The 24,428-nt window shown below is 41.4% G+C and carries 21 protein-coding genes; 17 read left to right on the top strand and 4 right to left on the bottom strand.

The features are described 5' to 3' along the window. Positions 1-8: 8 nt before the first annotated feature. The 10 genes from C1A02_RS03440 to C1A02_RS03395 all read left to right on the top strand — a co-directional run bounded on the left by C1A02_RS03440 (position 9) and on the right by C1A02_RS03395 (position 9,378). On the top strand, positions 9-1,739 hold the full coding sequence (locus C1A02_RS03440) for a flagellar hook-associated protein FlgK (protein WP_101696788.1): 1,731 nt from the start codon (positions 9-11) through the stop codon (positions 1,737-1,739). Between the two features lie 24 nt (positions 1,740-1,763). Next, positions 1,764-3,131, top strand: coding sequence for a flagellar hook-associated protein FlgL (gene flgL, locus C1A02_RS03435; protein WP_101696787.1), 1,368 nt, complete (start codon positions 1,764-1,766; stop codon positions 3,129-3,131). Between the two features lie 17 nt (positions 3,132-3,148). Continuing rightward, complete coding sequence (fliW, locus tag C1A02_RS03430; protein WP_101696786.1) at positions 3,149-3,556, top strand: flagellar assembly protein FliW; 408 nt, start codon at positions 3,149-3,151, stop codon at positions 3,554-3,556. Positions 3,557-3,575: 19 nt separating this feature from the next. Further along, the gene (locus tag C1A02_RS03425) at positions 3,576-3,806 is read left to right on the top strand and encodes a carbon storage regulator (protein WP_101696785.1); all 231 of its coding nucleotides are present in this window, start codon (positions 3,576-3,578) and stop codon (positions 3,804-3,806) included. A 236-nt stretch (positions 3,807-4,042) separates the two neighbouring features. Next, on the top strand, positions 4,043-5,227 hold the full coding sequence (locus C1A02_RS03420) for a flagellin N-terminal helical domain-containing protein (RefSeq protein ID WP_101696784.1): 1,185 nt from the start codon (positions 4,043-4,045) through the stop codon (positions 5,225-5,227). A gap of 406 nt (positions 5,228-5,633) precedes the next feature. Continuing rightward, a complete protein-coding gene (locus tag C1A02_RS03415) occupies positions 5,634-6,479 on the top strand; it encodes a hypothetical protein (RefSeq protein WP_101696783.1) in 846 nt (281 codons plus the stop codon). Then, a complete protein-coding gene (locus C1A02_RS03410; RefSeq protein WP_101696782.1) occupies positions 6,480-7,205 on the top strand; it encodes a hypothetical protein in 726 nt (241 codons plus the stop codon). Beyond that, positions 7,202-8,020 carry a DUF2705 family protein gene (locus C1A02_RS03405; RefSeq protein ID WP_101696781.1) on the top strand — a complete coding sequence of 273 codons (819 nt, stop codon included), beginning with the start codon at positions 7,202-7,204 and terminating at the stop codon, positions 8,018-8,020. Before C1A02_RS03410 ends, C1A02_RS03405 begins: the two co-directional genes overlap by 4 nt. Positions 8,021-8,060: 40 nt before the next feature. Next, complete coding sequence (locus tag C1A02_RS03400; protein ID WP_101696780.1) at positions 8,061-8,708, top strand: ATP-binding cassette domain-containing protein; 648 nt, start codon at positions 8,061-8,063, stop codon at positions 8,706-8,708. A 1-nt stretch (position 8,709) separates the two neighbouring features. Continuing rightward, positions 8,710-9,378: a hypothetical protein gene (locus C1A02_RS03395; protein ID WP_101696779.1), complete on the top strand. Its 669-nt coding sequence runs from the start codon at positions 8,710-8,712 to the stop codon at positions 9,376-9,378. 133 nt (positions 9,379-9,511) lie between these two features. On the opposite strand, the gene C1A02_RS03390 is transcribed toward C1A02_RS03395, so the two are convergent. The 4 genes from C1A02_RS03390 to C1A02_RS03375 form a co-directional block, all read right to left on the bottom strand. Then, complete coding sequence (locus tag C1A02_RS03390) at positions 9,512-11,251, bottom strand: Rqc2 family fibronectin-binding protein (RefSeq protein WP_101696778.1); 1,740 nt, start codon at positions 11,249-11,251, stop codon at positions 9,512-9,514. A gap of 12 nt (positions 11,252-11,263) precedes the next feature. Then, positions 11,264-12,040 (bottom strand): Nif3-like dinuclear metal center hexameric protein, encoded by a 777-nt coding sequence (locus C1A02_RS03385; protein ID WP_101696777.1) that lies wholly within the window; start codon positions 12,038-12,040, stop codon positions 11,264-11,266. Next, the gene (locus C1A02_RS03380) at positions 12,037-12,735 is read right to left on the bottom strand and encodes a class I SAM-dependent methyltransferase (protein WP_101696776.1); all 699 of its coding nucleotides are present in this window, start codon (positions 12,733-12,735) and stop codon (positions 12,037-12,039) included. The genes C1A02_RS03385 and C1A02_RS03380 overlap by 4 nt, the downstream gene beginning before the upstream one ends. Positions 12,736-12,863: 128 nt before the next feature. Beyond that, positions 12,864-13,076 carry a DUF1858 domain-containing protein gene (locus tag C1A02_RS03375; RefSeq protein ID WP_207204869.1) on the bottom strand — a complete coding sequence of 71 codons (213 nt, stop codon included), beginning with the start codon at positions 13,074-13,076 and terminating at the stop codon, positions 12,864-12,866. A gap of 577 nt (positions 13,077-13,653) precedes the next feature. Here C1A02_RS03375 and C1A02_RS03370 point away from each other — a divergent pair. The 7 genes from C1A02_RS03370 to C1A02_RS03340 all read left to right on the top strand — a co-directional run bounded on the left by C1A02_RS03370 (position 13,654) and on the right by C1A02_RS03340 (position 24,286). Next, the gene (locus C1A02_RS03370; RefSeq protein WP_101696775.1) at positions 13,654-15,021 is read left to right on the top strand and encodes a methyl-accepting chemotaxis protein; all 1,368 of its coding nucleotides are present in this window, start codon (positions 13,654-13,656) and stop codon (positions 15,019-15,021) included. A 337-nt stretch (positions 15,022-15,358) separates the two neighbouring features. Next, complete coding sequence (locus tag C1A02_RS03365; protein WP_101696774.1) at positions 15,359-15,583, top strand: helix-turn-helix domain-containing protein; 225 nt, start codon at positions 15,359-15,361, stop codon at positions 15,581-15,583. Then, positions 15,576-17,072, top strand: coding sequence for an ATP-binding protein (locus C1A02_RS03360; RefSeq protein WP_101696773.1), 1,497 nt, complete (start codon positions 15,576-15,578; stop codon positions 17,070-17,072). The genes C1A02_RS03365 and C1A02_RS03360 overlap by 8 nt, the downstream gene beginning before the upstream one ends. Next, positions 17,065-19,875 (top strand): Z1 domain-containing protein, encoded by a 2,811-nt coding sequence (locus tag C1A02_RS03355; protein WP_101696772.1) that lies wholly within the window; start codon positions 17,065-17,067, stop codon positions 19,873-19,875. Before C1A02_RS03360 ends, C1A02_RS03355 begins: the two co-directional genes overlap by 8 nt. Further along, positions 19,859-20,878, top strand: coding sequence for a PD-(D/E)XK motif protein (locus tag C1A02_RS03350; RefSeq protein WP_101696771.1), 1,020 nt, complete (start codon positions 19,859-19,861; stop codon positions 20,876-20,878). The genes C1A02_RS03355 and C1A02_RS03350 overlap by 17 nt, the downstream gene beginning before the upstream one ends. Continuing rightward, positions 20,865-22,613 carry an AIPR family protein gene (locus C1A02_RS03345; protein ID WP_101696770.1) on the top strand — a complete coding sequence of 583 codons (1,749 nt, stop codon included), beginning with the start codon at positions 20,865-20,867 and terminating at the stop codon, positions 22,611-22,613. Before C1A02_RS03350 ends, C1A02_RS03345 begins: the two co-directional genes overlap by 14 nt. Continuing rightward, entirely contained in the window at positions 22,610-24,286 is a 1,677-nt protein-coding gene (locus tag C1A02_RS03340; RefSeq protein ID WP_243577896.1) for a DNA cytosine methyltransferase, read from the top strand. Before C1A02_RS03345 ends, C1A02_RS03340 begins: the two co-directional genes overlap by 4 nt. The last annotated feature ends 142 nt before the right edge of the window (positions 24,287-24,428 follow it).

Raw genomic sequence — 24,428 nt, 5'->3', positions numbered from 1 at the left:
CGGAAATTATGGCGTCTAGCTTTTCTTCTTATTATGTAGCACGAAGCGGCATTCAGGCCGCCCAATACAATTTGAGAATCACCGGCCAAAACATGTCAAACGTCAATACAACCGGTTATACACGTCAACGCTTGGACGCCTATGCGGTGGGTTCTTCCGGCAATAATATGCGTTATGCAAACCCCAGTGATATGGCCATTGGCGGCGGCGTAGAAGCAAAAGGTGTTTCTCAGCTTCGCGACCCCTATCTGGATGTGCGCTACCGTATGGAAAGCGGCAAAGTGGGAAAAAGCGGAACCGAAGCCAATACACTAAGCAGTCTTGAAAGTATCTTTGATGAAATCAAAAATAATGGAATCAACAATCAGATAACCGATCTGATTAAACAGCTGAATACTTTAGCGAACTCCCCCGCAGATTCCAATCTGGAAACCATTGTTAAAAACTCGGCTCTCTTGCTGACACAGGCGTTCCACAATGCTGCCACACAGCTGGCAGATGTCCGCAAGCAGGAAACCGACTCTTTTTTAAGCGCCGGTATCGGACAAGCCAACAGTATTCTGGAAAGCATTGCTCAGCTAAACCGCGAAATTAAAAGCTGCGATATTTCTCAGGTTCCCGCTTTGGAACTTCGCGATCAGCGCAATGCCCTTCTGGATCAGCTAAGCCAGCAGTTTAATATTCAGGTGAGCACCACATCGGTTTCGATCGGCGCAGGCCGCACAGTGGAAGAAATGCAGGTCAACCTGGTTAATGGCAACAACAGTATTCCCCTGATTAACAACGACAAATTTGTTCAGTTTGAAGCTGCGCAGAATCAAGACACGATACAATATACAGCAGCTGACAGCACCGGGGCAGAACATGTATACGCAAAAAAAGACTTGAATGTTTCCGTCTATATCCGTGGCTTTGGCGGCGAGATGATCAATAATTCCGACGGAACACACAAAGTATTTAACGACAGTTTTGGCACCGGAATTTTTAGCGGATACCTGACAATGCTTAACGACAGCGGTGAATTTGATGCAATGGCATCGGGAAAGATGGATGTCACCGTCGGCGGTTCCACCGAAACCATCGCCACAGGGGCTTTGTCCACCACCAGCCGCGGAATCGGTTATTATGAAAAAATCATGGATCAGATGGCACAAACATTGGCTGATACAATGAATAAGGCGAACGCCACAACCACAACTGTGGAAGGCGGCGGCTCGGTTGCTGTTGACAAACCCCTGTTTGCTTCCAGTGATTATAACCCCAATGATCCCGCTTCTTCCCCCAAAATCACCGCCTCTAATATTTCTATTTCTAAGGAATGGGACAAAGCGGTTGGAAATTACATCACAGCTTCAAAGGAAGAAACGTTGGAAGGCGTAGACAATTCCAGCAGCGGAAAAAACATCCTTTATATGGTACTTCAATTCTCAAAAGAGCAGACATTTGAAACCGACAAGGGGATCTCTTTGTTTACTTCCTCTTTGAATTCTTTTGTTTCTAAGGTTTCCACCACGCTGGGTTTGGACATTAAAACCACTTTGAACCAAAACGAAACCTATGTTTCAAACCTGACTGGCATCGATACTCAAAGAGCCTCGATTTCTTCTGTGGATCTGAACGAAGAAGGCATTAACCTGATAATGTACAATCAGGCTTTGACCGCTTCTTCTCGTTTTATGACAACCATGGATGAGGCATTAGACACGATAATTAACCGAATGGGAATTGTCGGCCGTTAATATGGAATAAAGGAGGAATGTGCCATGAGAATTACAATGGGCATGATTGCGGGACAATATACAAAAAATCTGAACACTTCATTGGGTCAGCTGAATGCGGCGAACAATAAAGCGACCACATTCAGAAACTTTGAAAAAACATCGGAAGATCCTTTTTCCGCTACAAAGCTTTACCGTTTTCGCAGAGAACAAGCCGAAAACCAAACCTATCAGGATTCGTTAGGTGACATTGAAAGTCAGTTGATGACGTCGCAAAGCGCCATGAAATCTATTTATGACATTGTGAGCAGTGCAGATACCGGGGACGTGATTCAGGCAATTACCGGCACGATGTCAAAAGAAGATCGTTCCATTATTGCCGATAAACTGCGGCAGATGCAGCAGGCCTTTTTGTCCCCTCTCAATACAAAATTTGCAGAGAAATATGTATTTGGCGGAACCGAAATGACAGAAGCACCTTTTTCTGTTAATGGTAAAGGGGAGCTTTTGTACCGCGGAATCAATGTAGACACCGGAAAAATAGAAAATGGCCCGGTTGCCAATTTTAACGGAACTTTAATTGAGTTCGGCCCCGGTGAAATTACAGACCCCGATACCGGAAAAGTAATTAAAGACGGGATGACCTTAAAGGTTTCACAGTCCTCTACCCCTGACACCACCAAAATTTCTGTTTCGGATACTCAGATTACCATTGAAACTGATTTATCTAAAATTAAAACCAATCAGGATTTGCTAAACCTGTTAAAAGGCTACCCTGATATTGATTTTACAAATATTCGGATTACCGGCGACATGAATCGGGCTGTTTCCATTCCTGATGGATCCGGTGGATTTGAGACGGTCATTTCAGAAGAGCTTACCAGTAATATCGGTCAGGCAGGTCTTGCCAAATTGGCGGAAGAAGAAATTTTGATCAATTTGGGAATGGGCCTGAAAACCACTTCCGAGCCCAACAGCACTTCGATCAACTCGCAAAGTGCATTTAATGCTGCAATTCCGGGCATTTCTTTTCTGGGATTTGGCAACAGTGCCTCTGATGGCACCGGAATTTCTAACAACCTATATACCCTGATGGGTCAAATTGCAGACCAATTGGAAAAAGATGATTTTTCCATTGATAATATTCGTCCTTATTTAGATAAGTTCTCAGAACAAGGACAGGCTTTGCTTGGCTCAATTACAAAATCCGGTTCCAAATCAAACTTTTTAAGCACCATGAAAACGAATTTGGAAGCAATGGGCGATGCCATTGTGGAACGCAGCCAAGCAATTGAGTATGTGGATCCCGGTGTAGCCATTATGGATTTTTACATGCAGCAGTATGCTTACAATGCTGCTTTGTCTATGGGCACAAAAATCCTGAGCAAATCGTTTATCGACTTTATGACCTGAATATAGGAGTAACGGATATGGAAACAAACCAGGAAAGCCGTAATACCATCATTTTTCAGGAGGGTCTTTTGGGCTTTGAAGAAATTCATGAATTTCTTTTGTTCCACGAGGATGAGGAAAATATTCTTTGGAGCCTGACGGCGGCTAATGAAGAACAAATTCCTTCTTTTATCGTGATGGATCCCTTTACCATCTTGGATGACTACGCCCCCAAATTATCCCAACGGGATTTAGAGTCTTTGGGGAACCCGAATCCGGAGGATTTGTGCTTTTTGGTGATTGCAGTCATTCGCCCTCAGCTCTCGGATTCTGTGGTGAATTTAAAGGCCCCCATTGTCATCAATATCCACAATCAACATGCAAAGCAGGTGATTCTAGAGGATACCGAGTATCCTTTGCGTTACCGGCTATTTGCCGGCCATTGACGCGAAGGAGGGAAACGGTTTGCTGGTAATAAGCAGAAAAACATCCGAATCTATCCTGATTGGTGATAATATTGAAATTCGCATTTCAGAAATCAGCGGCGATCGGGTAAAACTTGCCATCGATGCTCCCAAAGAAATTCGGATTACCCGAAAAGAACTTTTAGAAACTGCCGCACTCAACCGGGAAGCCGGTGAAAAGCTTGAGGTTCAAACTTTGGATCAGCTCAAGAACCTGTTAAAGCAGAAATAAATTTTTCAATAAATTTTCTAGAAATTGCTAAACTTTTTGAAGTCAGCACCGAAATATAGATTAGAACCAAAAAACAAAAGTGGTTCTCACATTTTACCGGTATCACTTTCCCTGGGGGCAGGGCCCGCCCTGCGGGAAATGGTGCATAAATAAGCAAGGCAAGGACAAGGATGTCCTTTTCTTACGGCCACAGGGGTTTCCCCGTGGACCAAATAAAATTTCAGGAGGAAAAAATTATGCGTATTCAACACAACATTTCCGCGCTGAACGCGAACCGTCAGCTGGGTATCAACAACAACAACGTTGCAAAAAACCTGGAGAAGCTCTCTTCCGGTTACAAAATTAACCGTGCAGGCGATGACGCTGCCGGCCTGGCCATTTCTGAGAAAATGCGTTCCCAGATCCGCGGCTTGGATCAGGCTGCAAACAATGCCAACGACGGTATTTCTTTGGTACAGACCGCTGAAGGCGCTCTGAACGAGACCCATTCCATTCTGCAAAGAATGAAGGAGCTGGCTACTCAGTCCTCCAACGGCACTTATCAGAACGACGTTGACCGTGATAATATCGCTAAAGAAGTTACTGCTCTGAAAGAAGAAATTAACAGAATTTCTACTTCCACCAATTTCAACAAGATCAACCTGTTGGATGGTTCTTTGGGCGCTGGCTCTACTGTAAAAGGAACATTAGGTACAACTGCAGTTAGCTTTAAATCAGATGCAACAGCAGCTACTAAAAATGTTACGATGGAAGCTGCCGCAGGCAAAGGAATTACCGTTGATATTGATGATACCACGGGTAATTTGAAAATCACTTTGGGAAATGATGCGGCGGGTACTTTTACCGCTGATCAAATTACAGAAGCAGTACGCAATCATGCAAAATCTGAAGTTGCTGCCGATAACGCAGCTGCAAGTGCGTTCACCAATTTCACAGTTGAATTTGAAGGAAATATTGCTGTAGAAGCCGGTAAGGCTAACACAACCGGAGATTTGGCTTTAGTAAAAGATGCTAAAGATGCAAATGCTTTGAAACTCCAGATTGGCGCTTCTAAGTCTGATGATCAGCAGGTTTCTTTAAATATTGGAAATATGAGCAGCACAGGTCTTGGCATTGATACCATCAATGTTCTGAATCAGTCAGATGCTCTTGAGGCCATCCAGACTATCGAAGATGCTATCAATCAGGTTTCCGGCACTCGTGCTGACCTGGGTGCATTGCAGAACCGCTTAGAGCACACTGTGAACAACTTGGGTGTTACCAGCGAGAACCTGACCTCCGCTGAGAGCCGCATTCGCGACGTTGACATGGCGAAGGAAATGATGGAGATGACCAAGAACAACGTTCTGACTCAGGCTGCACAGTCCATGCTGGCTCAGGCCAACACTCAGCCCCAGAGCATCTTGAAGCTCCTCCAGTAAGATTTTTTCTTACTAAAATATCCCCTAATTTCAATTGGGAAGGCCACGAAGAAATTCGTGGCCTTCTTTTTTCTATTTATTCCCTGTCATTTATCCCTTGCAGTCGAATAAGCTTTCAGAACAATTCGCTCCCCCCCATCGGAATATTTACAAAATAATAAATATTTTCGAAATAGTGTCACAAATTGTCCTTTTCATTTGTTGATATAAAGAGAGGGACTTCTACTGATTCATTCAAAGCATCTGCTTGATTCCTGTTTCCACTTGTGTTTTGTCTTGATGGAACCTTCCCGTTAAATAGACGCGAAAGTGTTGTGCCAAACTTATTGTAATATAAATTGCTAATGAAGCATCCGGCCCCCGGCTGGATGCTCGATTATAAATTCATGAAAGGAAATGGGGAAATATGTTAGGCAAAATGATCCGTATTAATTTCAAATTAATGATAAAACAGCGAGAATTTTTTATTGCACTATTGATTTCGTTCTTGTTTTTTCTAGTTCCCACTATTTTGGATCTTCTAAAGCTCTTTCGGCAAGATACTGTCACAATCGCACCGGCGTGGTGCTATTTTGGAGTAGTAAATGCAATTGCCAATTCCTTTCTGGCAAGTTCTGTGCAAATATATTTTTTATTCTTTTTTCCTTTTATCGTTTCTATGGCCTTTGCGTCAAGTGCATTTGATGAAAAAAAAGCGGGGACTACTAAATTTATCATTCAGCGTTCTGGCCGCAGAAATTACTACATAGCAAAAGCGATTGTTGTATTTACCGGCGGCTTTCTCATTGTCTTTTTATCTTCTCAACTCAGTGAACTTGCTTTGATGCTTGCAATCCCTTTGCAGTCAAACAAAGTCACCCCTTACTACCCTTTGGAACCAGACTTAATCTATCGAAATGTAACCTTCTTTCAAAATTTTTGCTATTCTCATCCTTATCTTTATTATTTCATTTATAACATAATTGGGGGTGTCATTGGGGGGTTAATTGGGTTAGTATCTTACTCTATCTCTTTACACATGAAAGCCAACCGATTTCTAATCATCACAATTCCAGGCATCCTTTATCTGGCTGCCGGACTGATTTTTAACACGTTAGGCCTTCATGCCATGGCACCGGAAAATTTGGTGGTTCCTCCTATCCAAACACAAGGAGTAAAATTAATCTATTTCATCATTTTGATCGGGTGCTTGTCTGCCATTCCTGTTATCGCACTCTTTCGTAAAATACACATTAAAAAGGATGAGCTTTGAATGTTACGCTATTATTTTAAGATGCGTTTTCATGCGAAAGAAAGCAAAATAGTAGCCCTATTACTTCTCACCTATTCCTCTCTCGCATATTTTAATCCGAATATTTTGGCGCTCACTTCTTGGGAAACAAACCCTAAATTTTATCTGGCAAACTACGCCGGTTTCTTTTTCTGGTTTGCAGCGCTGTTTCTTATCCTGCCGCTCTATGCCATTTATTTGCAGCCTAATCTTCGTTATTTTCAGAATAGTAATATTATTTATCGATACAAAAAAATCAGTACTTACTGGATGGTACAAGTTGGCATTTCTTTTCTCGAGAGTATTTTATTTGTTTCTTTTTTATATCTTCTGATGTTAATGCGAGCCATATTTTTTCATCAATTTTTTCGATATATCGAGAATGGCAGCTTTTTCATGAAAAGTTATATTTTGCAGGTTTTGGCCTTCACCTTATTTTGTATCTTATTTATTTTCTGGAGCAATATTTTTAAAAAGCCAATCTTAGGATTTGCCAGTGCCTATCTATTGTTTGCATACGATTATATTGCCGCTAATGTGGGTTTGCCTCAGATTTATATGATTTGTGCCATCTCTCTTCGACCGAAAGATGTAGCAATTTATAGGCCTGTTTTTGTCATGGTTCTTACTTTGATTTTTGTATTTACCGTTTTAGGCTTTATTGTGTTAAAGAAGCAAGATCAGAATCAGAAAGTGGTATTCGAATGAAAATTTACAGATTATTTCGGCTTACTGTTTACCGCAATCTTTTGATAAGCGCTGTTTTTTTGCTTTTATTCTTTTTCAATGCCACTCTGTGCAAAAACAGCCAGCAAACTATGGAAACCTATTATCTTCTTACTTTTGGTGGTGTCCATCTTTTCCAGTCAATCAATGGAATCGAACTGATTCAGTTTTTCGTGCCGAATTTATTTATTATTTTTATGTATTCCAATCTATTCCGTTCAGAATGCACCATCCATTATGTTTATGTGTTCCCGCGTACCGCCAAAAAGCAAAAGTGGCTTTTTCAGAAAACATTGCAATTATTTTTCTTAACTGCGTTTTTATCTTTGTGGCTTTTTGTCCTTGCCTATCTCATCGGAACGATTTTTGCACTTCCCCATATCACATCTATTTCTTTTATAAAACTTGTTTTGCCTATGTATTTGATAAACATGCTGACGTTATTTGAATTTATTTTTCTTCAGAATATTTTATCCATGAAAAACGGAAGTACCATCAGCTTTTTATGGATTCTGATTCTATATATCGTCCCCGTGCTTGTTGTTCTTTTATTAAACCAAAATCTAAAATTAGGGCCTATCTTATATTTCATTTTGCCAGCGAATCAAATGTATCTATGGCATGCAGATCGTATGATGATGAGCGAATCAGAAATTGCTTTCTCGGGTTCTATCGAAGGATTTTTATTGTTGAACTCTTTGTTGGCATTAACAGTCTTTATCATCATCAGCTATCGATTTTATCGGCGGCTCTTTCTCAAAAAAGACATGATGGAGCTGATAAAAGAATCCGAGTAAAATCATTGTATAGCCTGCAATCAAAAAAGGAGTGAAACGGATGAAGGCAGTTGAAATTTACAATCTGTCTAAAGTGATTAAGGGAAAAACAATTCTATCAAATATCAATTTATCTTTAGAGCAAGGGATCGGATATGGTTTATATGGACATAACGGTTCCGGAAAATCTATGCTTCTGCGGGCAATCGCAGGGCTGATTCACCCAACAGAGGGAACGGTAACTGTTTTCGGTAAAACACTTGGAAAAGACATTTCATTCCCAGAAAGTCTTGGTTTAATCATCGAGTCTGTGGGGTTCTGGCCTTATTATACCGGCTTTGAAAATCTAAAAACTTTGGCTTCGATAAAAAATCAAATTTCAGATCAAGAAATCAAACAGTCCATGACGCGGGTAGGACTTGATCCGGCCGATAAGCGCTCTTATGATAAATATTCTCTTGGAATGAAGCAGCGGCTTGGCGTTGCGCAGGCCATTATGGAAAAACCAAACCTAATTCTTTTAGATGAGCCGACAAATGCTTTGGATGAAAATGGAGTTGAATTAATCAGAACGGTTGTGCGTGATGAAATTGCCAGGGGTGCCACGGTATTCATTGCCAGCCATAATAAAGAAGATCTGTCCCTCTTATGCAGTAAATTTTATAAGATGAACGATGGTGTCCTAACAGAAACGGAGGGAACTCGGTAAGATGAAAAGACAACATTACTTGGTTCCAACCCTGTTAATCCTGATCTGTTTTCTAACGGCTTTTACCGTGCGGATGTCCTATCGAAACGATTTGCAAAGCCGAATGCTAAATTTTAATTATCAATCCAATGATAAGTTAGAAAACGTCTTAAATAAAAGCACTTCTCATACCGCCGCTGAACGAATGCAGCAAGCGGATCTGATTGTGAAGTGTTCTGTCACCGGCACAAGGCAAGTTACCAATGAAGCCTTCTATACTCCTGTACAGATAACGGAAGTTTACAAGGGTGACAAAGAGCGAAATAAGAAAACCATTACCGTGATAGAAGCAGCGGATATAATGGAAAATGATTCGACAAACCCGGATGACTCTCTCATTTTAAATACGGGTTTCTACATACCATTGCAGCAAGAAAACGAATATCTTTTGTTATTGAAAAAAGTTTCATCTCATAACGAATTATACAATTCACACTATTATCCTGTAGATCAATCTGCGTTTAGTGTGTATCGTATTTCAAATGCAAAACAAACGAAAGTGATTGATCCGGAAAAAGAAAAGATAAAATGGAATCAATTATCTGAATTTGATTTATTTGCAACGGATAAAGAGCAAATAGAAGTCTATTATCAATGGAAAAAACAAATTTTTGAAGCCTTAAAAATATAATGATATTTGAGATACTATTTCGAAACTGTTCTTATAACGCTAACGGAAAATAAAAGCCGTAGGACGATAAAATCCTACGGCAAATTTCAAAATATTCCGATTCCCCGAAGCATGCGCTTCGGGGTTTATTTGTTTATTCTTCTGAATCGGGAGTTACATAAAGGGTGTGATACTTTTCATAAATCACCATGCCCGGTTTTGCCCCAGCCGGCTTGTGAACGTTGCGCACCTGGGCATAATCCACCGGAACCTGAGAAGAAGCCTTCCCCCTGCTGTGTGCTGCGGCCAGCCGGGCGGCATCTAAAATAGCTGCCTCGGTGGGTTCACGGCCGTCAGTTACCAAAATGGTGTGAGAACCGGGGATTTCTTTGGTATGGAACCAAAGATCATTGTTATTGGCTACTTTTAGCGTCAACTTATCATTTTGCTTATTATTGCGCCCAACCAAAACACGAAAGTCACCCGACACAGTAAATTCCAGCGGCGCAGTAGCAGCGGCGGGTTTGTGTTTTCCTCTGGGGGATTTCACATAACCCTGCTCCTGCAATTCCTGACGGATTTCCATTAAATCCTGTTCCGTCACTGCCCGGCTCAATTCTTCAAAGACCGTATCCAAATATTCCAGTTCCTGCTGTGCCTGCTGAATTTGCTCGGTCAGCTTTTCTTCGGCAGTTCGCGCCTTGCGGTATTCTTTATAATACTTTTGAGCGTTCTGCGAAGGCGTAAGCCGCGGATCCAGCCGAATCCGCAGCTTTGGCAGACTTTCCTCATAATAATTTTCCAGTTCAATGCTGGACATGCCTGGCTCCATCTGATAAAGATTGGCATTGAGCAAATCACCGCAAATGCGGAGCTGATCCCGTTCTGCACACTGAGCCAGTTCCGCCCGCTGGGCATTGATCTTCCGGCTGAGACGGTCAGACAAAGTGGTCAGGTGCTTTAATAAATCCTGCTCCCGAACACGCATCCGATCCACCCTGTCCCGTTCCTCATAAAAGGCTTCTAAAAGCTGAGAAAAGGTTTCATGTTCCCGCACAACAGCGGATGTGCCGTACTGCTCGGGGCGAAGAAACGAAAAATCCAGCGGCTTTTTCTCGAACCCCAAAACCAAAAAGGGCTTGCCGGCAGCATCTGTGATTTTTTCCTTTAATCGGGTGATAAAAAAGAGGAGGCGTTCCTTTTGGGCATCTGTCATCTGACGAATCAGTACTGTGTCCCCTCTGCCTGCTTGATGCTGTAATTCTCGGCATACAATGGGAGAAACCCCTTGCAGTACCGACAGCAGGCCTTTGGAAAGCTCCATATCCTTCGGCTGAGCCAGCAAAGCATCCATGATTTGCTGCGGCTCTGTCTCCAGCAAACAAAGCTTGCCCTGAGCCGGCGGCAGTTCATATGGCATCCCGGGCAAAACCAGGCGCTCCGATGTCATCTCCGCATCCACGCGCTTTAACGCATCTACAATCTTTCCGTTTTCATCCACTAAGATAATATTGCTGTACCGTCCCATGATTTCAGAAACCACCGTCAAACGAACCATATCGCCCAATTCATTGATGGCATCAAAATCCAAACACAGCAACCGTTCCAGCTGTGGCTGACGAATCTGCACCAAACGGGCACCGGAAAGCCTTTTCCGCAACAGCATACAAAGCATGGGCGGCTGTTTGGGATTTTCAGGCACCGAAGTCGTAAAGTGAATCCGTGCGCTGTTGGCCCGGGCAGAAATCAGCAGTTTAAATTGTTCGGTACGGGTGCGAAGCAGAAAGACCATTTCTTCCCGGTTGGGCTGATAGATTTTTTCTACCCTTGCCCCAAGGGCCGCCTGTTCCAACTCTCTGGATATATGTTTTAAAAAAGCCCCATCTAAAGCCATCGGGGCACCTCCTTACAGGTATTGAGCAGGGTCGCGCAACACCGTTGATTTTTGAAAATGCACTGTGGGGAATTGCTCCTGCAAATTGCTGGTCAAGGGCTGAATTACCACATCCTCTGTGTTAAAGTGCCCTGCATCCACCAAGGTAACCTCTATGTTTTGGGCCATCAGCAGCTGATGATGCTTGGTGTCGGCTGTGACAAACGCATCTGCTCCCGCAGCTTTGGCGTCCTCCAGCAAATCTGCCCCTGCCCCTCCGCACAAAGCAACCAAACGAACTTCTTTTCCGCCATCCACATATTTCAGCCCGCCGCAGGAAAGAACTTCTTTCACATAAGCAGCAAACTCCCCGGCACTGTATTTCTGCGGAAGTTCGCCAATTAAACCTTCCCAGAGCCCGTCTTTTCCATAGGGCTTCAGGCCTCGAACATTCTGCAAACCCAAAGCATCTGCCAGGCAGGTATTTACCCCGCCCGGTGCTAAATCCAAATTGGTATGAGCACAAATAGCGTTCATTCCATAGTGCGCCAAACGGTACGGAACCTCATTTGCCGTCATTCGCCGAAGCGGCTCAAAAATTACCGGGTGATGGCTAATGATCAGCTCTGCGCCCATGCGGGCCGCCTCTTCTACCACACCGGGAGTAATATCCAAAGCCAATAACACGGTGGATACCGGAACAGTTCGATCCCCCACCAATAAGCCTACATTGTCAAATCCCATCGCTGTTTCAAAAGGTGCGCAAACATTTAAAAAATCATAAATATCGCCTATGGTAACTGTTTTCAAAGCAGATCCTCCCTTTCTTTCGCCACAGCTTCCAGTCGATCTGCGGTTTGCAGCAACCGCTCGGATTTTTCTGGATTTTTTGTTTTCAGTCCTTGCCCACGGCGGCGCAAAGACTGGATTTGTTTTGCCATGTAACGGCGCGCCGCCGCAGTATTTGGCTGCAATGCCCCGATATACGGGTACAAATCATCGTTCCCAGCCTTCTGTGGACAATAAACGGCCAGCATTACCGTATACACATGTGCCCGGGACTCCACTGCCTCTTCCCGAAGAAGGGCAAACCCATTTTCCCGAAGATACTCCCTGAGTTCCTGTGCACAGGTCATGGGCTGCAAAATCAAATGCCTGTCCCCTTCCCTGACCCACAAAGCCTGAGATAAAATTCGTGCTATCAATTCGCCGCCCATTCCGGCAATCACAATATCGTCCGCTTCCTGCGGAAGAATCTGGGAAAGCCCATCCGAAAGCCGGGCGGTTACATTTTGCGCTTGATAGCGGAGAATGTTTTCCTTTGCCTTTTCCAATGGCCCGGTATGAATATCCGCTGCCACAGCGGATGTAATTTTCTCTTGTTTTTTCAGCCAGACAGGCAAATAGGCATGATCGGTTCCGATATCTGCCAGTTTTGTACCCGGGCGCACAAAGTCGGCGCATAGCTGAAGCCTTGGGTCCAGCTGAAACAATGGTCTGCCCACAAAATTCCCTCCCCGATTTCAAAATGGCCACGCTTTTTCCCAAAAGCTTCCCCTGCCATTTTGCCAGATAAAAGAACCGCCCGGACAAAATTGCCGGGCGGCATTTCTTCACTTATGCCTCTTTATCCTTATTTCGAAGACAGGTGGGCATTCAGCTTTTCCACCAGGGCATCAGGGTCCACACCGTGTACCATACAGGCTTCCTGAATGCTTTCTCCGCGGGATGCCGGGCAGCCCAGGCAATGCATACCCATCTCCAGAAAGAAGGGCGCGGTGGATTGATCTAAGTCAAGAATATCGCCAATCACGGTATCCTTCGTAATTTTAGTGATCTCTGTCATTTTATAGTCCCTCCATTTTAAGACTTGTCTTTATTATAATACCCACCCGGCAAAAAATCAATACTTTTCCCTGTGTTGACGGGAGCCTAACCCCAGTATTAAAGAGATTTCACACGAGTTTTTTATCTCTATTTTATATCAGTGCATTGTCTTTTGTCTCCGGAAAAAGTATTCTGATCGGAGCGAAAAATCAATGAACTGTTGTTGGCAGTATTTTTGTTTAAAGAAAGATAGAAGCTATATTTCCAACTCTTTCCTTTTGGTCTTATTGCAACTAGAGATTCAGAAGCACCGCTGTTGTTTCCCTGCAGTGGATCAGACTTTCAATATTGAAGATGTCTTGCTTTTTAATAGAAGCGTAAGATATAATGAGCATATAAACACATGCATGAGAAAATACAACAAATTTGCCGAAAAAAGTCCAATCTTGTCCCTCAGGCAGACAAGCTGTGTTTTGAACTCCCCTGTAAGCGGCGGCTCACGGATAGCGGCTGTTCATCATGCTCTGCATATGTGAAATGACACACACATCAGATCAAAAATTTTCTACTTGATTAAAGGAAAGGTGTTTCAAATAATGTTTCAAAAGAAAGAAAACAATCGTGCAGGAAAAGCATCTGCACTTCGTCAGGAAAACGAAAAAATAGTGCAGATATTAAAACAGATATTTCAAACGGCGACCCAAATCAGCAGCTTTGATTTACAGCTTTCATTCTTCGGTGATCAGGTAAAAGGAGCTTCTGGCAATATCAGTTCCATGTCATCCCATTCAGCCGTTGCGGCAGAGGAAATTTCCACATCTTCTACAGAAGTGGTGAGCGCAAATGAATCGCTGTCTCATACTTTGTATCAGATTGCGCAGGAAGCCAGCACACTGAACCAGAACACCATGGAGAGTAACAGTTTGCTGAAAAGTGTGGGCGAGAAAAACAGTGAAATGTTGGCCTTTTCAGAGCAGATGCAAAACAATATGCATACCCTGGCCGAAGTGGTACAAAAAATCAGCCAAGTGGTTGCCGGAATCAATCAGATTTCTTCACAGACCACACTGCTGTCCTTTAATGCTTCCATTGAGGCTGCCCGAGCCGGAGAAGTTGGCAAAGGCTTCGGTGTCGTTGCCGGGGAAATTAAAAATCTGTCTGATACAACGCAAGAGCTGACTTCCAACATTGATGACCTGCTTCATGAAATACGGCAGGCACTGGAAACAACTCAGGCCAGTGTGGACCACACGTCAAACTCCATCAGCCAAGTGAGAGGAGATGTAGAATCTGTCACCGCTATGATGGAAAAGAACGCCGGTTCAATTGAGCAAATTACCTCAAGCATTTCCGGTGCTGTTTCTGCCAGCGAACAGGTAAACACTGCGCTTCAAGAAACTTCTATTGCACTGGAAACAGTAAATGCCGACCTGCAGAACCTGGCAAATTCAGCGGAAGAGCTAAACTCTGTCAGCCGTTCCATCAATCAGATTTCAGATTCGGTAAAAGGGATTGAATTGGGAATTACCGAACTGGCAGTTTCTTCGGGGGAATTGGTCAGCAATGGAAGCTATCCCCTTTCGAACGACGACTTTATTGTGACCATTCAGGATGCAATTCGTGCACATACCAAATGGGTGGAAACCGTATCGGAAATGGCCTTTGCCATGAAGATCACCCCCATTCAAACGGATGAACATAAATGCGGATTCGGCCATTTCTATTTTGCAGTCAAACCTTCGGCGTCAAGGCTGACAAAGCTGTGGGAAGATATTGATGCTTATCATCACACGTTACATCAAAAGGGTGAACAAATGATTGAGCACATCAATCAAAACAACCGAGAACGTGCCGTGCATACTGCAAAAGAGGCACGGGATCTCTCGAAAAATATCATCCGTATTTTTGAGAAGATTATTCAGGAAGTGCAGGACATGAACCGCACAGGTGACACCGTTTTTTAACGACAGACACAATCTTTTCTATGATGTTGGCAATATCAAAAAACAATAACGCCCCTATGCCAAAATACGGGTGGTCACAAAGACAACTTGTGAACCGAGGGATCAAGGCAAACTGAACACGGTGAAAAAGTCCAACTGAAGTCAAGGAGTCTCGTTCATAGGGATATGATGTGACCCCGCGGCAAACAGGGTACGGAAAAAGCAATGGCACTTCAAGATTCTCTTGGAGTGCCATTGCTTTTTGTTTTGCAAGGTTTTCTTAATTCGACACAATACAGCAAAATATAGACAATGCTATATTTTTGTGTTATTTTATAATTATAGTGAGGTGCGGATTATGGAAATTTGTGATGCGATAAAACAAATTAGGCTTGATTTAGGGCTAACCCAGGTGGTTTTTGCAAAAAAGCTCCATGTTAGCTTTTCTACCGTAAACCGATGGGAGAACGGACATGTTCAGCCTAATAGATTAGCAACAACAATGATTATTTCATTATCTGATGAAATTTCCTTTAGCCATGAAGCCCTCGAAACTTTAAGGGGGTATATAGGTGATGAATAATTCCAATTATGTCGAACTGGTTCCTGATGCTCACCTTTTATTATCTTCCCTTCGCTCTGTAGGATATCGACCTGAGACTGCGATAGCAGATATTGTTGACAATTGTATCACAGCTGGCGCAGGCATTGTTGAGATTTTGTTTTCGTGGGATGGTATAAACTCAAAAATTATTATAGCAGACAACGGAATAGGAATGACACAGGACAAGCTTATACATTCAATGAAGATTGGCTCTGCTTCTCCGCTGGATATTCGTCAACAAAATGACCTTGGCCGCTTTGGTATGGGGATGAAAACAGCTGCCTTTTCTATGGGTAAGAAATTGACGGTAATATCAAAGGCAGAGGGGCAATATGCTAATGCTTGTTGGGATTTAAGTTTTATTGAGTCAGATGCGTCAGGGATTTGGAAGTTGCTTGTTAACAATTTTGAATATTCCGATGTTGGTTTAAGCCTGTGGGAACATGGTACAGCTATTGTCATAGAAAACTTAGATCGAATTGTGCCCTGTTCGAACCCCAACGCTGTAAAAGCTAAAAATAGTTTTTATTCATTAGTTGACACTGTAGTCAAGCATCTTGGGCTGGTTTTTCATCGTTTTATTGAAGATAATAGTCTGATAATCAATATAAATACAACACCAATTAAGCCTTGGAATCCATATTGCTTAAGCAATAGTGCTACCCAAGAGCTGGCGGAAGAAGTCTATTGTGAGAATGGCAAAGAAGTGTCAATACAGCCGTATGTCTTGCCACATAAAACAAAGTTCAAAACAGAACAAGAGCTCAAAGACATCGAGGGTCCTTATGGAGTTGTTGCGCATCAAGGAATTTACGTATATAGAAATCGAAGGCTGTTGGTGTATGGTACGTGGTTCAACTACATTCGTAAAGAGCCTGCTTTTAATTTAGCCCGTATTAAATTAGATATAGGTAGCGAAAGTGATTTTGACTGGAAAATAGATATCAAGAAATCGGCTGCTACACCACCGCTTTATATTCGTGAGATTTTGAACCGCACTATAGATAGTTGTACTGAAACATCTGCAAAGGTATATAACTCACGTGGCGTATATTCCAAGAATATAATTTCACCGAATTTAGGCTATGTCTGGGAACAGCGAAAAAACAGAAATGGGTTCTATTCTTATCATATTAATAAAAAACATCCGCTACTTTCGGCAATTGAAAAAAGACTCGATGAATCTGGGCAACAAGATTTGAAAGCCTTTTTGTCACTTGCAGAGAACTATGCCCCATTTATGCAATCCGGTGTGGCCGAGTATCTCAATTCATCAACCGGTGAACTGAACAAAACTGATGCAGTGCAGCGGCAACGAGATTTGGAAGAAATTAAGGGTTATATTAAGAGTTTTATGAGTAAGGGTTATGAAAAAGACGAGATAGCACCCATTATTTTAGGTATGGCAAATTTCAAGTATCTTAAAGAAGATGTTTTGAGAATATTCGAGGTTGAAAATTATGATTAACATTCCAAACGGACTAAGCGAGAGCGAAAGGAATTTATATATAGCTGCGTATAACCGCTGTGTGGAGTTGCAGGAGAAAGACTTCACTCAATCCATTTCAGATATTGTGGAGCAGGTAGTGTCCGTGTTTTCGGCAGTAGGAATTAATGAGGAAAGTTTACGCAATTTTCTTTTTGAGGAGATCTCTGCCGATATCGAGCCTGTCATTAATATCATGAGCGATGAAATGAAAGACTCTGATTGGTGGAAACGATTAAGAAAAACAGACGGCTTTAAAACAGAATACTGGACACGATATCTCGATTACCTCTATAAAAAGGATAACTGGAGCATCAATGCTGTTAGAGATATTGATGAAGCAACAGATGAGGTCATGAATGTGATTTCAAATTCTCACGAGCGTAGGTCTGAGGAACGCATGGGATTGGTGTTTGGTTATGTTCAATCCGGTAAGACTGCTCACTATATCGGGTTAATTAATAAAGCAATTGACGCTGGATATAAAATTATTATTGTATTAAGTGGTATTCATAATAATCTTCGCAGTCAGACTCAGGCGCGCATTGACGAAGAAGTGCTTGGATATGAAACGAGTTTGCAAGCACAAGGAAATTACACTCATACAAAAAATGCTATTGGCGTTGGCATCGGAAAAAGCAATCAAATCATGGAGTCTACCCTGTATCAATCCTTAACGACAAGGGATGAAAAAGGAGATTTCAACATTAAGGTTGCTGGCACGTCTATGCATCCACCATATATTATTGTTACAAAAAAGAATGCAACTGTTTTAAGAAAGCTGATTGCCTATTTCCAAAAGAGTCCGATTGCAGAAAGTGACGGCAAACTAAAAAAGATCATCCCCTCAGAGTATCCTGTTTTAATCATCGACGATGAGGCTGACCAAGCCTCCTTAAATACAAATGAGTGCTTTGACAACACAGGTAAACTGCTGGATAATTATAACCCAACCACAATTAATGGACTAATTAGAGAAATGTTGCGCTTGTTTGAGTGCCGTTCATATGTTGGGTACACAGCAACACCATTTGCCAATATTTTTATTCCGCCCCATATGCAAGATGATAAATTCGGCAGTGATCTATACCCGAAGGATTTTATTCTTAAGATACCGAGAGCAGATAAGTATATTGGTGCCCGTGAGTTTTTTGGACTAACTGGAGAGGACGAAGCTCCTGCTATGCCCCTGTGTAGAAATATTATGGAGGGTAAAAGCTACTTAGGGAAAGGCACAAAATCCACTGATCCCGTTGGTGAAATTCCTACGGAATTAAAGCAAGCTCTTAAGAGCTTTTTTATCTCCACTGCACTTCGAAATCTGAGAGGACAGCGTAACAAACCAAACACAATGCTCATTCACATAGTACGCTTTGTTGCGCAGCAAAACAAAATAAAGCGTAAAATTGCAGAATATGTTAAGGAAGAAATTGAAAACTTTGTTCTCTATGGAGATGCTGAGATTGAAGCATCCTTTAGGCAAATTTGGGAAAATGATTATCAACAAACCACACTTGAAATGCAAAACGAATTTCCTAAATACATGAAATCGTTAGCTGAGTTTGAGTGGGTAACCATTTACGGAGAAGTTAAAAGGCTCTTTTTTGAAAAAGAGTTTGTTATTTACAGCGTAAATGGTAAAAGTATGGACTCTCTTATGTATAAGGATCATGCCGGACAACCATTTAATGTAATCGCCATCGGTGGAGATAAACTTTCACGAGGCCTTACTTTGGAAGGCCTGACTATTAGTTATTTTACAAGAAGCTCAAACACCTATGACACATTAATGCAAATGGGGCGCTGGTTTGGCTATCGCCCGGGATACTTGGATTTATGCCGATTATATACTACTCCTCTGCTAAAAAATTATTTCTTGCATATAAGCATGGCGACTGAAGAGCTCGTGCATCAGTTTGATTTTATGAACGATATGGATCAGACTCCAATGTCTTTTGGTCTTCGCATTGCAACTCATCCCGATTTGCTAATTTCCAGTCGAAATAAAGTAAGGACTGGAAGGGAAATGAAAAAGGATTTTAGCAATAGATTGAGCCAAACACGCTCGTTTGATGTAAATCCAGAGCAATATGATACAAACTTTGCAGCAGCAGAAATTCTTTTAAAAGCAATTGGAGCACCCCAGAATAAAGAGCGTTATTGGCAAGAGAAGAGCCGATCGGCTGTGGGAGAACATATATTTTGGAGCAAGGTTGCAGGCTTTGATATAGCAAATTTTTTGGAGGATTATCAAACTTCTGAAAATGCCACAAGAGCCAACAGCCAATACATGGCAGACTACATCCGCAATCAAAATAAGTGTGGCGGGTTAACCAATTGGACTGTCTGCCTTATTAATGTTGGCAATGGTCCCAAATTTTCTATTGCTAATTTAGAAATTGGCTCTGGTATAGAACGTGAAAAAGGTATCACAGAGGGAGGTCAGTTTTGTTCTATTCATACGATGACATCTGCGGGACATGAGTATTTAGATTACACAAGTGCACAGATAAACCAAGTTGAAGCCATCAAAAACACGCATAGTTCCGGTGATGAAAAAACATTGGCGGAGTACATAAGAAAAAGCACACGCAAAAGAGAAAATGGCCTTCTAATTTTGTACCCTATTGGACAAGCAGGTTCTTTAACAAAATTAAAAGGAACTCATAAAACGCCATTTGGATTTGCAGTTGTATTCCCACATCGTCAAGGGCTGGGAGATTTACAATCTTATAGGGTAACTGAAATCGCTATCGAGAGGGAAAACTATGAGCTATACGAGTGATATTTATGCCGAGATATTAAAAGCGGCAAGAGAAAATGGACAAGGAAAAAGTAGATTAGCGCGCCGTTTGAAAATGGACAACGGTGCGGTAATCATTTTTGCTGTTGATAAAATCACCCTTGCTCTCGAGTTATATGTACATATTGAAAAGTCTCCAGACAACATTTCGTTCCCTCGTTGGAAAGGCGCTGAAATAGGAATAGCTACGTTACCGGAATATGGAGATAGTTTAGGAGATTGCATTTTCCTAAAACAATCCGAGCAAAGTGAAGGATATATCTTTGAAATTATCGTAGAGGATTTGCGGGTTTCAATAGAGAAACTACGAAATCTAAAAAGTATTACAGGCTGCTTCTCTAATGTACTCACCAAATGGAGAAATTTCTTTTTACTTGAAAAGGACATTCTGCTATCCAAGGAACGTGAATTGGGGCTATTGGGTGAATTGACTTTGCTAAAGCAACTAATAGAAATCTATGGCGCAGTTGCAGTTTCTTTTTGGTCTGGATGCAATGACGAAACCCATGATTTTTATATTCAAGGAAACGCTATTGAAGTGAAGGCGACGGCTCAAAAGGCTCCTTATAAGGCAAATATTAGTAGCGAATATCAGCTTGATACTCAGGATGTACTATATAATTTGTATTTACAATTCTATGCGTTTAGAAAAAGTGAAAGCGATGGGATTACTCTGTCGGAAATGGTTCAAGAAGTAGAATTGCTTTTAGTTTCCGATAATGCATATTTGCAACAGTTTCATGAAAAAGTTGAACGATATGGGTATTTGTCTGCATGTGCTGAATTATATTCAACAGGCTATTTCGATAGAGAAGATAATTTTTACAAGGTGGGTACAGGGTTCCCCCGGATAGAACGCTCAAAATTGGAAGCAGGCCTAAGCAATGTTACATATTCCATAAGTATGGATATGTGCCAAAGATTTTTGGTAACAGAGGGAGTAAAAGTTTTGCTGAAAGGAGATGAGCCAAATGCTGTCGGATAAAGTAAAGGAATTTTATAGCGAATTATCGGAAGAAGCTGCAACATATGCCAAGGAAAATGGCGTGGGCTCTCTCAATGCATTTAAAACAATATTTGTTTCTTATTTGCAGGAAGCAGGCGTGACTAACTTGGCTGACTGTGAAATTGTGAGCTTCAAAAAAACGAATGAAAAGATGCGTTTAGATGGATATGCATACAACGAATATTTTCATTCGATGACATTATTAGTTGCTGATTATAATTCTAAGTCTACCATTGATAAACTCGGAAAAACGGATATAGATAAAATTATCCGACAAGCTACAAAATTTTATAGAAGCTGTAAAACTTCATATTTTGATGAAGCAGAAGAATCCGGAGAAGGCTATCAAGCCTATGAATTTATTAAGCAATATACAAATGAAACAGAAGTTGTAAACATTATATTAATTACTAATAATGAAGCCGTTTTGTATGTTCCTCAAGATATTATCATAGGGAAAATTACAGTTAAATTTGACGTGTGGGATATTGAGCGCCTATATCAGTGTTTGTTCCAAAACGCCCAAGCCACAAAGGTTGTTATTCGTCTCAAAAGCAAATATTCAGAAGCACTAAGCTTAATCAAGGTTGATGATGAAAACCCTGCATATGACTGTTATGTGGGCGTTATTTCAGGAGAACTACTTGCTAAAATTTATAAGGACGAGGGGCAAAATCTAATTGAACGCAATGTTCGTTCATTCTTACAGGCAACGGGCAAAATAAATAAAGGTATTCGAGATACATTATCGAGTGAGCCACATATGTTTATGGCATATAACAATGGTATATCCACCATTGCAGAAAGCATTGAAATAGATGAAGCAGCATCGACAAATACGCTATCGGTAATTAATGTTCTACATGGCTGGCAAATTGTAAACGGCGGTCAAACAACTGCATCAATATATAATGCATATCAAAGCAAGATTTCATTAAGCAAGGCCAGCGTTCAGATTAAGCTGAGTGTTATTAAAGATACCGAAAAAACGAATGAAATCATTGCGAATATTTCTAAATACGCCAATAGCCAAAACAAAATCAATATGTCTGACTTTAGTGCGAATGATGAATATCATATCCGTATGGAGCAATTATCACGAAGCATTTATATACCTACCGAAAAAGGAAAATCGTTGGATCGCTGGTTCTATGAGCGTGCAAGAGGCCAATATTTAGTAGAAGTAAATCGACAGATTACCCCAGCGTTAAAACGACAATTCAAAGAGCACAATCCAAAATCACGATGCATATCCAAAACTGTTGCCGCAAAGTGTATGATGGCATGGCGTGGCTTTCCTGATATCGTGAGCAAGGGCTTAGAGACTAATTTTGTTATTTTTTCAGAGATGACAAAAAAAGGCGAGATACCTGAACCGAGCGAAACAACGTATAAGGATATGATAAGCAAAGTAATTTTGTTTAATGAATGCGATAAAATAATTGCAGATCATAAATTCGGTGGATTCAAGGCACAGCAGAATTACTATACGGTGGCTCTTATCGGGAAATACTTTGCCGATAAAGTGGATTCGGATTATATCTGGGCAACGCAAAGTATTTCACCAGAGGTGGCTCAAATAATAGAAAAAGTAATGTATATCGTGTGGAACCATTTTATGAACCCCACAACTCCCGGAGTTAATATTGGGCAGTGGTGTAAAAAAGAAGACTGCTGGGAACTCCTTCAGCGTCGTTTTGAGGAGGAGTTATGAGCAGTATGCCAACAAATGACAGTCAGAAAAAATATACAGTCGTAGATTTATTTGCAGGGGCTGGTGGATTAAGTTATGGTTTTACACAAACAGAACGATTTCAAATTATGGCCGCTGCGGAGAATAATCCCAACGCTCAATTAACATATAAAGAAAATCACAAGAATGTCAAAATGTTTGATAACGTTACAGAAGTCACTGCGGCTTCAATTCGGAAATTAGGCTCAGTAGATGTTGTAATCGGTGGCCCACCATGCCAAGGCTTTTCCAATGCAAACAGGCAAAAAAACACTGCAGTAAGCATGAATAACCGATTGGTTAAAGAATATGTTCGTGTCATCACAGAATTACAACCAACTGTTTTTGTAATGGAAAATGTCAGTATGCTTAAATCAAGTGTTCATCGCTTTTATTTGGAAGAAGATGATGTGGCTCTTGGTATAAAGGATATGAAAATGACCGTTGACAAGATTGAATTGCTCTCGCATCGGTTCAACCTCACAATTTTTGATGATGCAAATACCAAAGAAGACTTTGAAGCAATAATCAACAATCAACAATTTATAGATCAGCACCAATGGAGTCAAAAACGCTACCGCCTATTCAATAGCATCTATAAAGTAGCTGCTCAGAAAACGGATAAAGCGGAAGAAAAAAAGACCCAGCATGAAAAATTGTTGGAACGAATTGCGAAACACAAAAGTCAGTTGATTAAAGAATGCACTACTATATTGGAAAATGTAGATGCCAACAACGAAATCTCAAGATATGACTGCGATTGTGCCCAACTGTTCAATAATATTTTTAATCAGACTCAAAATGCCACTGCTGAGCTTATAGATGAAACTTTGGATGCCTCTATCGCAATTCAACGAATGCTGAGTAAATGGTCGGAACTTATAGAGAAAAGGATTCACATTGATTCCTACAGCAAGGATAATGGAATAGTAGCGAATGTTAAATCTTATGCGGTGCTTGAATATATCCAAAAGGTTCTGGAATCAGCACCCTATCACTACAAGATTACATCAGATGCGCTAAATGCGGCTGAGTTTGGTGTTCCTCAGAAGCGGATGCGTTATATCATCATTGGTTGCAAACCTGAATTAGAATCGAAATTAGGAATGCCAAAGGGCACGTTTGAGGAAAAGGATTTTAGAACAGTTAAAGCTGCCATAGAAGACCTCGCTGATGTAGAGCCAACAGATAATATATCTTCTGAGCCTATAAAAGTTCCTCAAAAAGATTTAGCAGAGAACTCTTTAGCATACAAACTCAGAAATGCAGAGGAGCTTTATAATCATGTAAACACAGCAACCCGCCCAACCGCAAAGAAAAGATTTGAAACATTACAGGCAGGTGAGAACTTTCATAACCTCCCAAAAGAGCAAAAAACCACTTATACCAAAGGTGAGCGCACACAAAACACGATTTATCTCAAGCTCAAGTACGATGAGCCATCGGGTACAGTTGTTAATGTTAGAAAATCTATGTGGATACATCCAGCACATAGTCGCGCTCTGAGTATTAGGGAAGCTGCAAGATTGCAAACCTTTCCTGATAAGTTTAGATTTAAGGGAACAAAGGATTCTCAGTATCAGCAAGTGGGAAATGCCGTTCCCCCTCTCTTAGCCGAAGAAATAGCAAAGAAAATCATCGAGATACTGGATTGACAGTTGGCTTGCTTTTGGATTTCGCATTGACTCATCGCTCTTTTGCCGAGGCTGGAGTCGTAAATTTACAGAACTAATAATCAAGACCCTAAAAGCTCATAGCGCAAAAATTGTAGTAGCTATTCCTTCTCTTCTGTGGTAC

Source organism: Clostridium minihomine, assembly GCF_900240385.1.
GTDB classification, from domain to species: Bacteria; Bacillota; Clostridia; order Oscillospirales; family Acutalibacteraceae; genus Faecalispora; species Faecalispora minihomine.
Note: the sequence above shows the minus strand (reverse complement) of the source record. Positions and strands in the feature narration are given on the sequence as shown.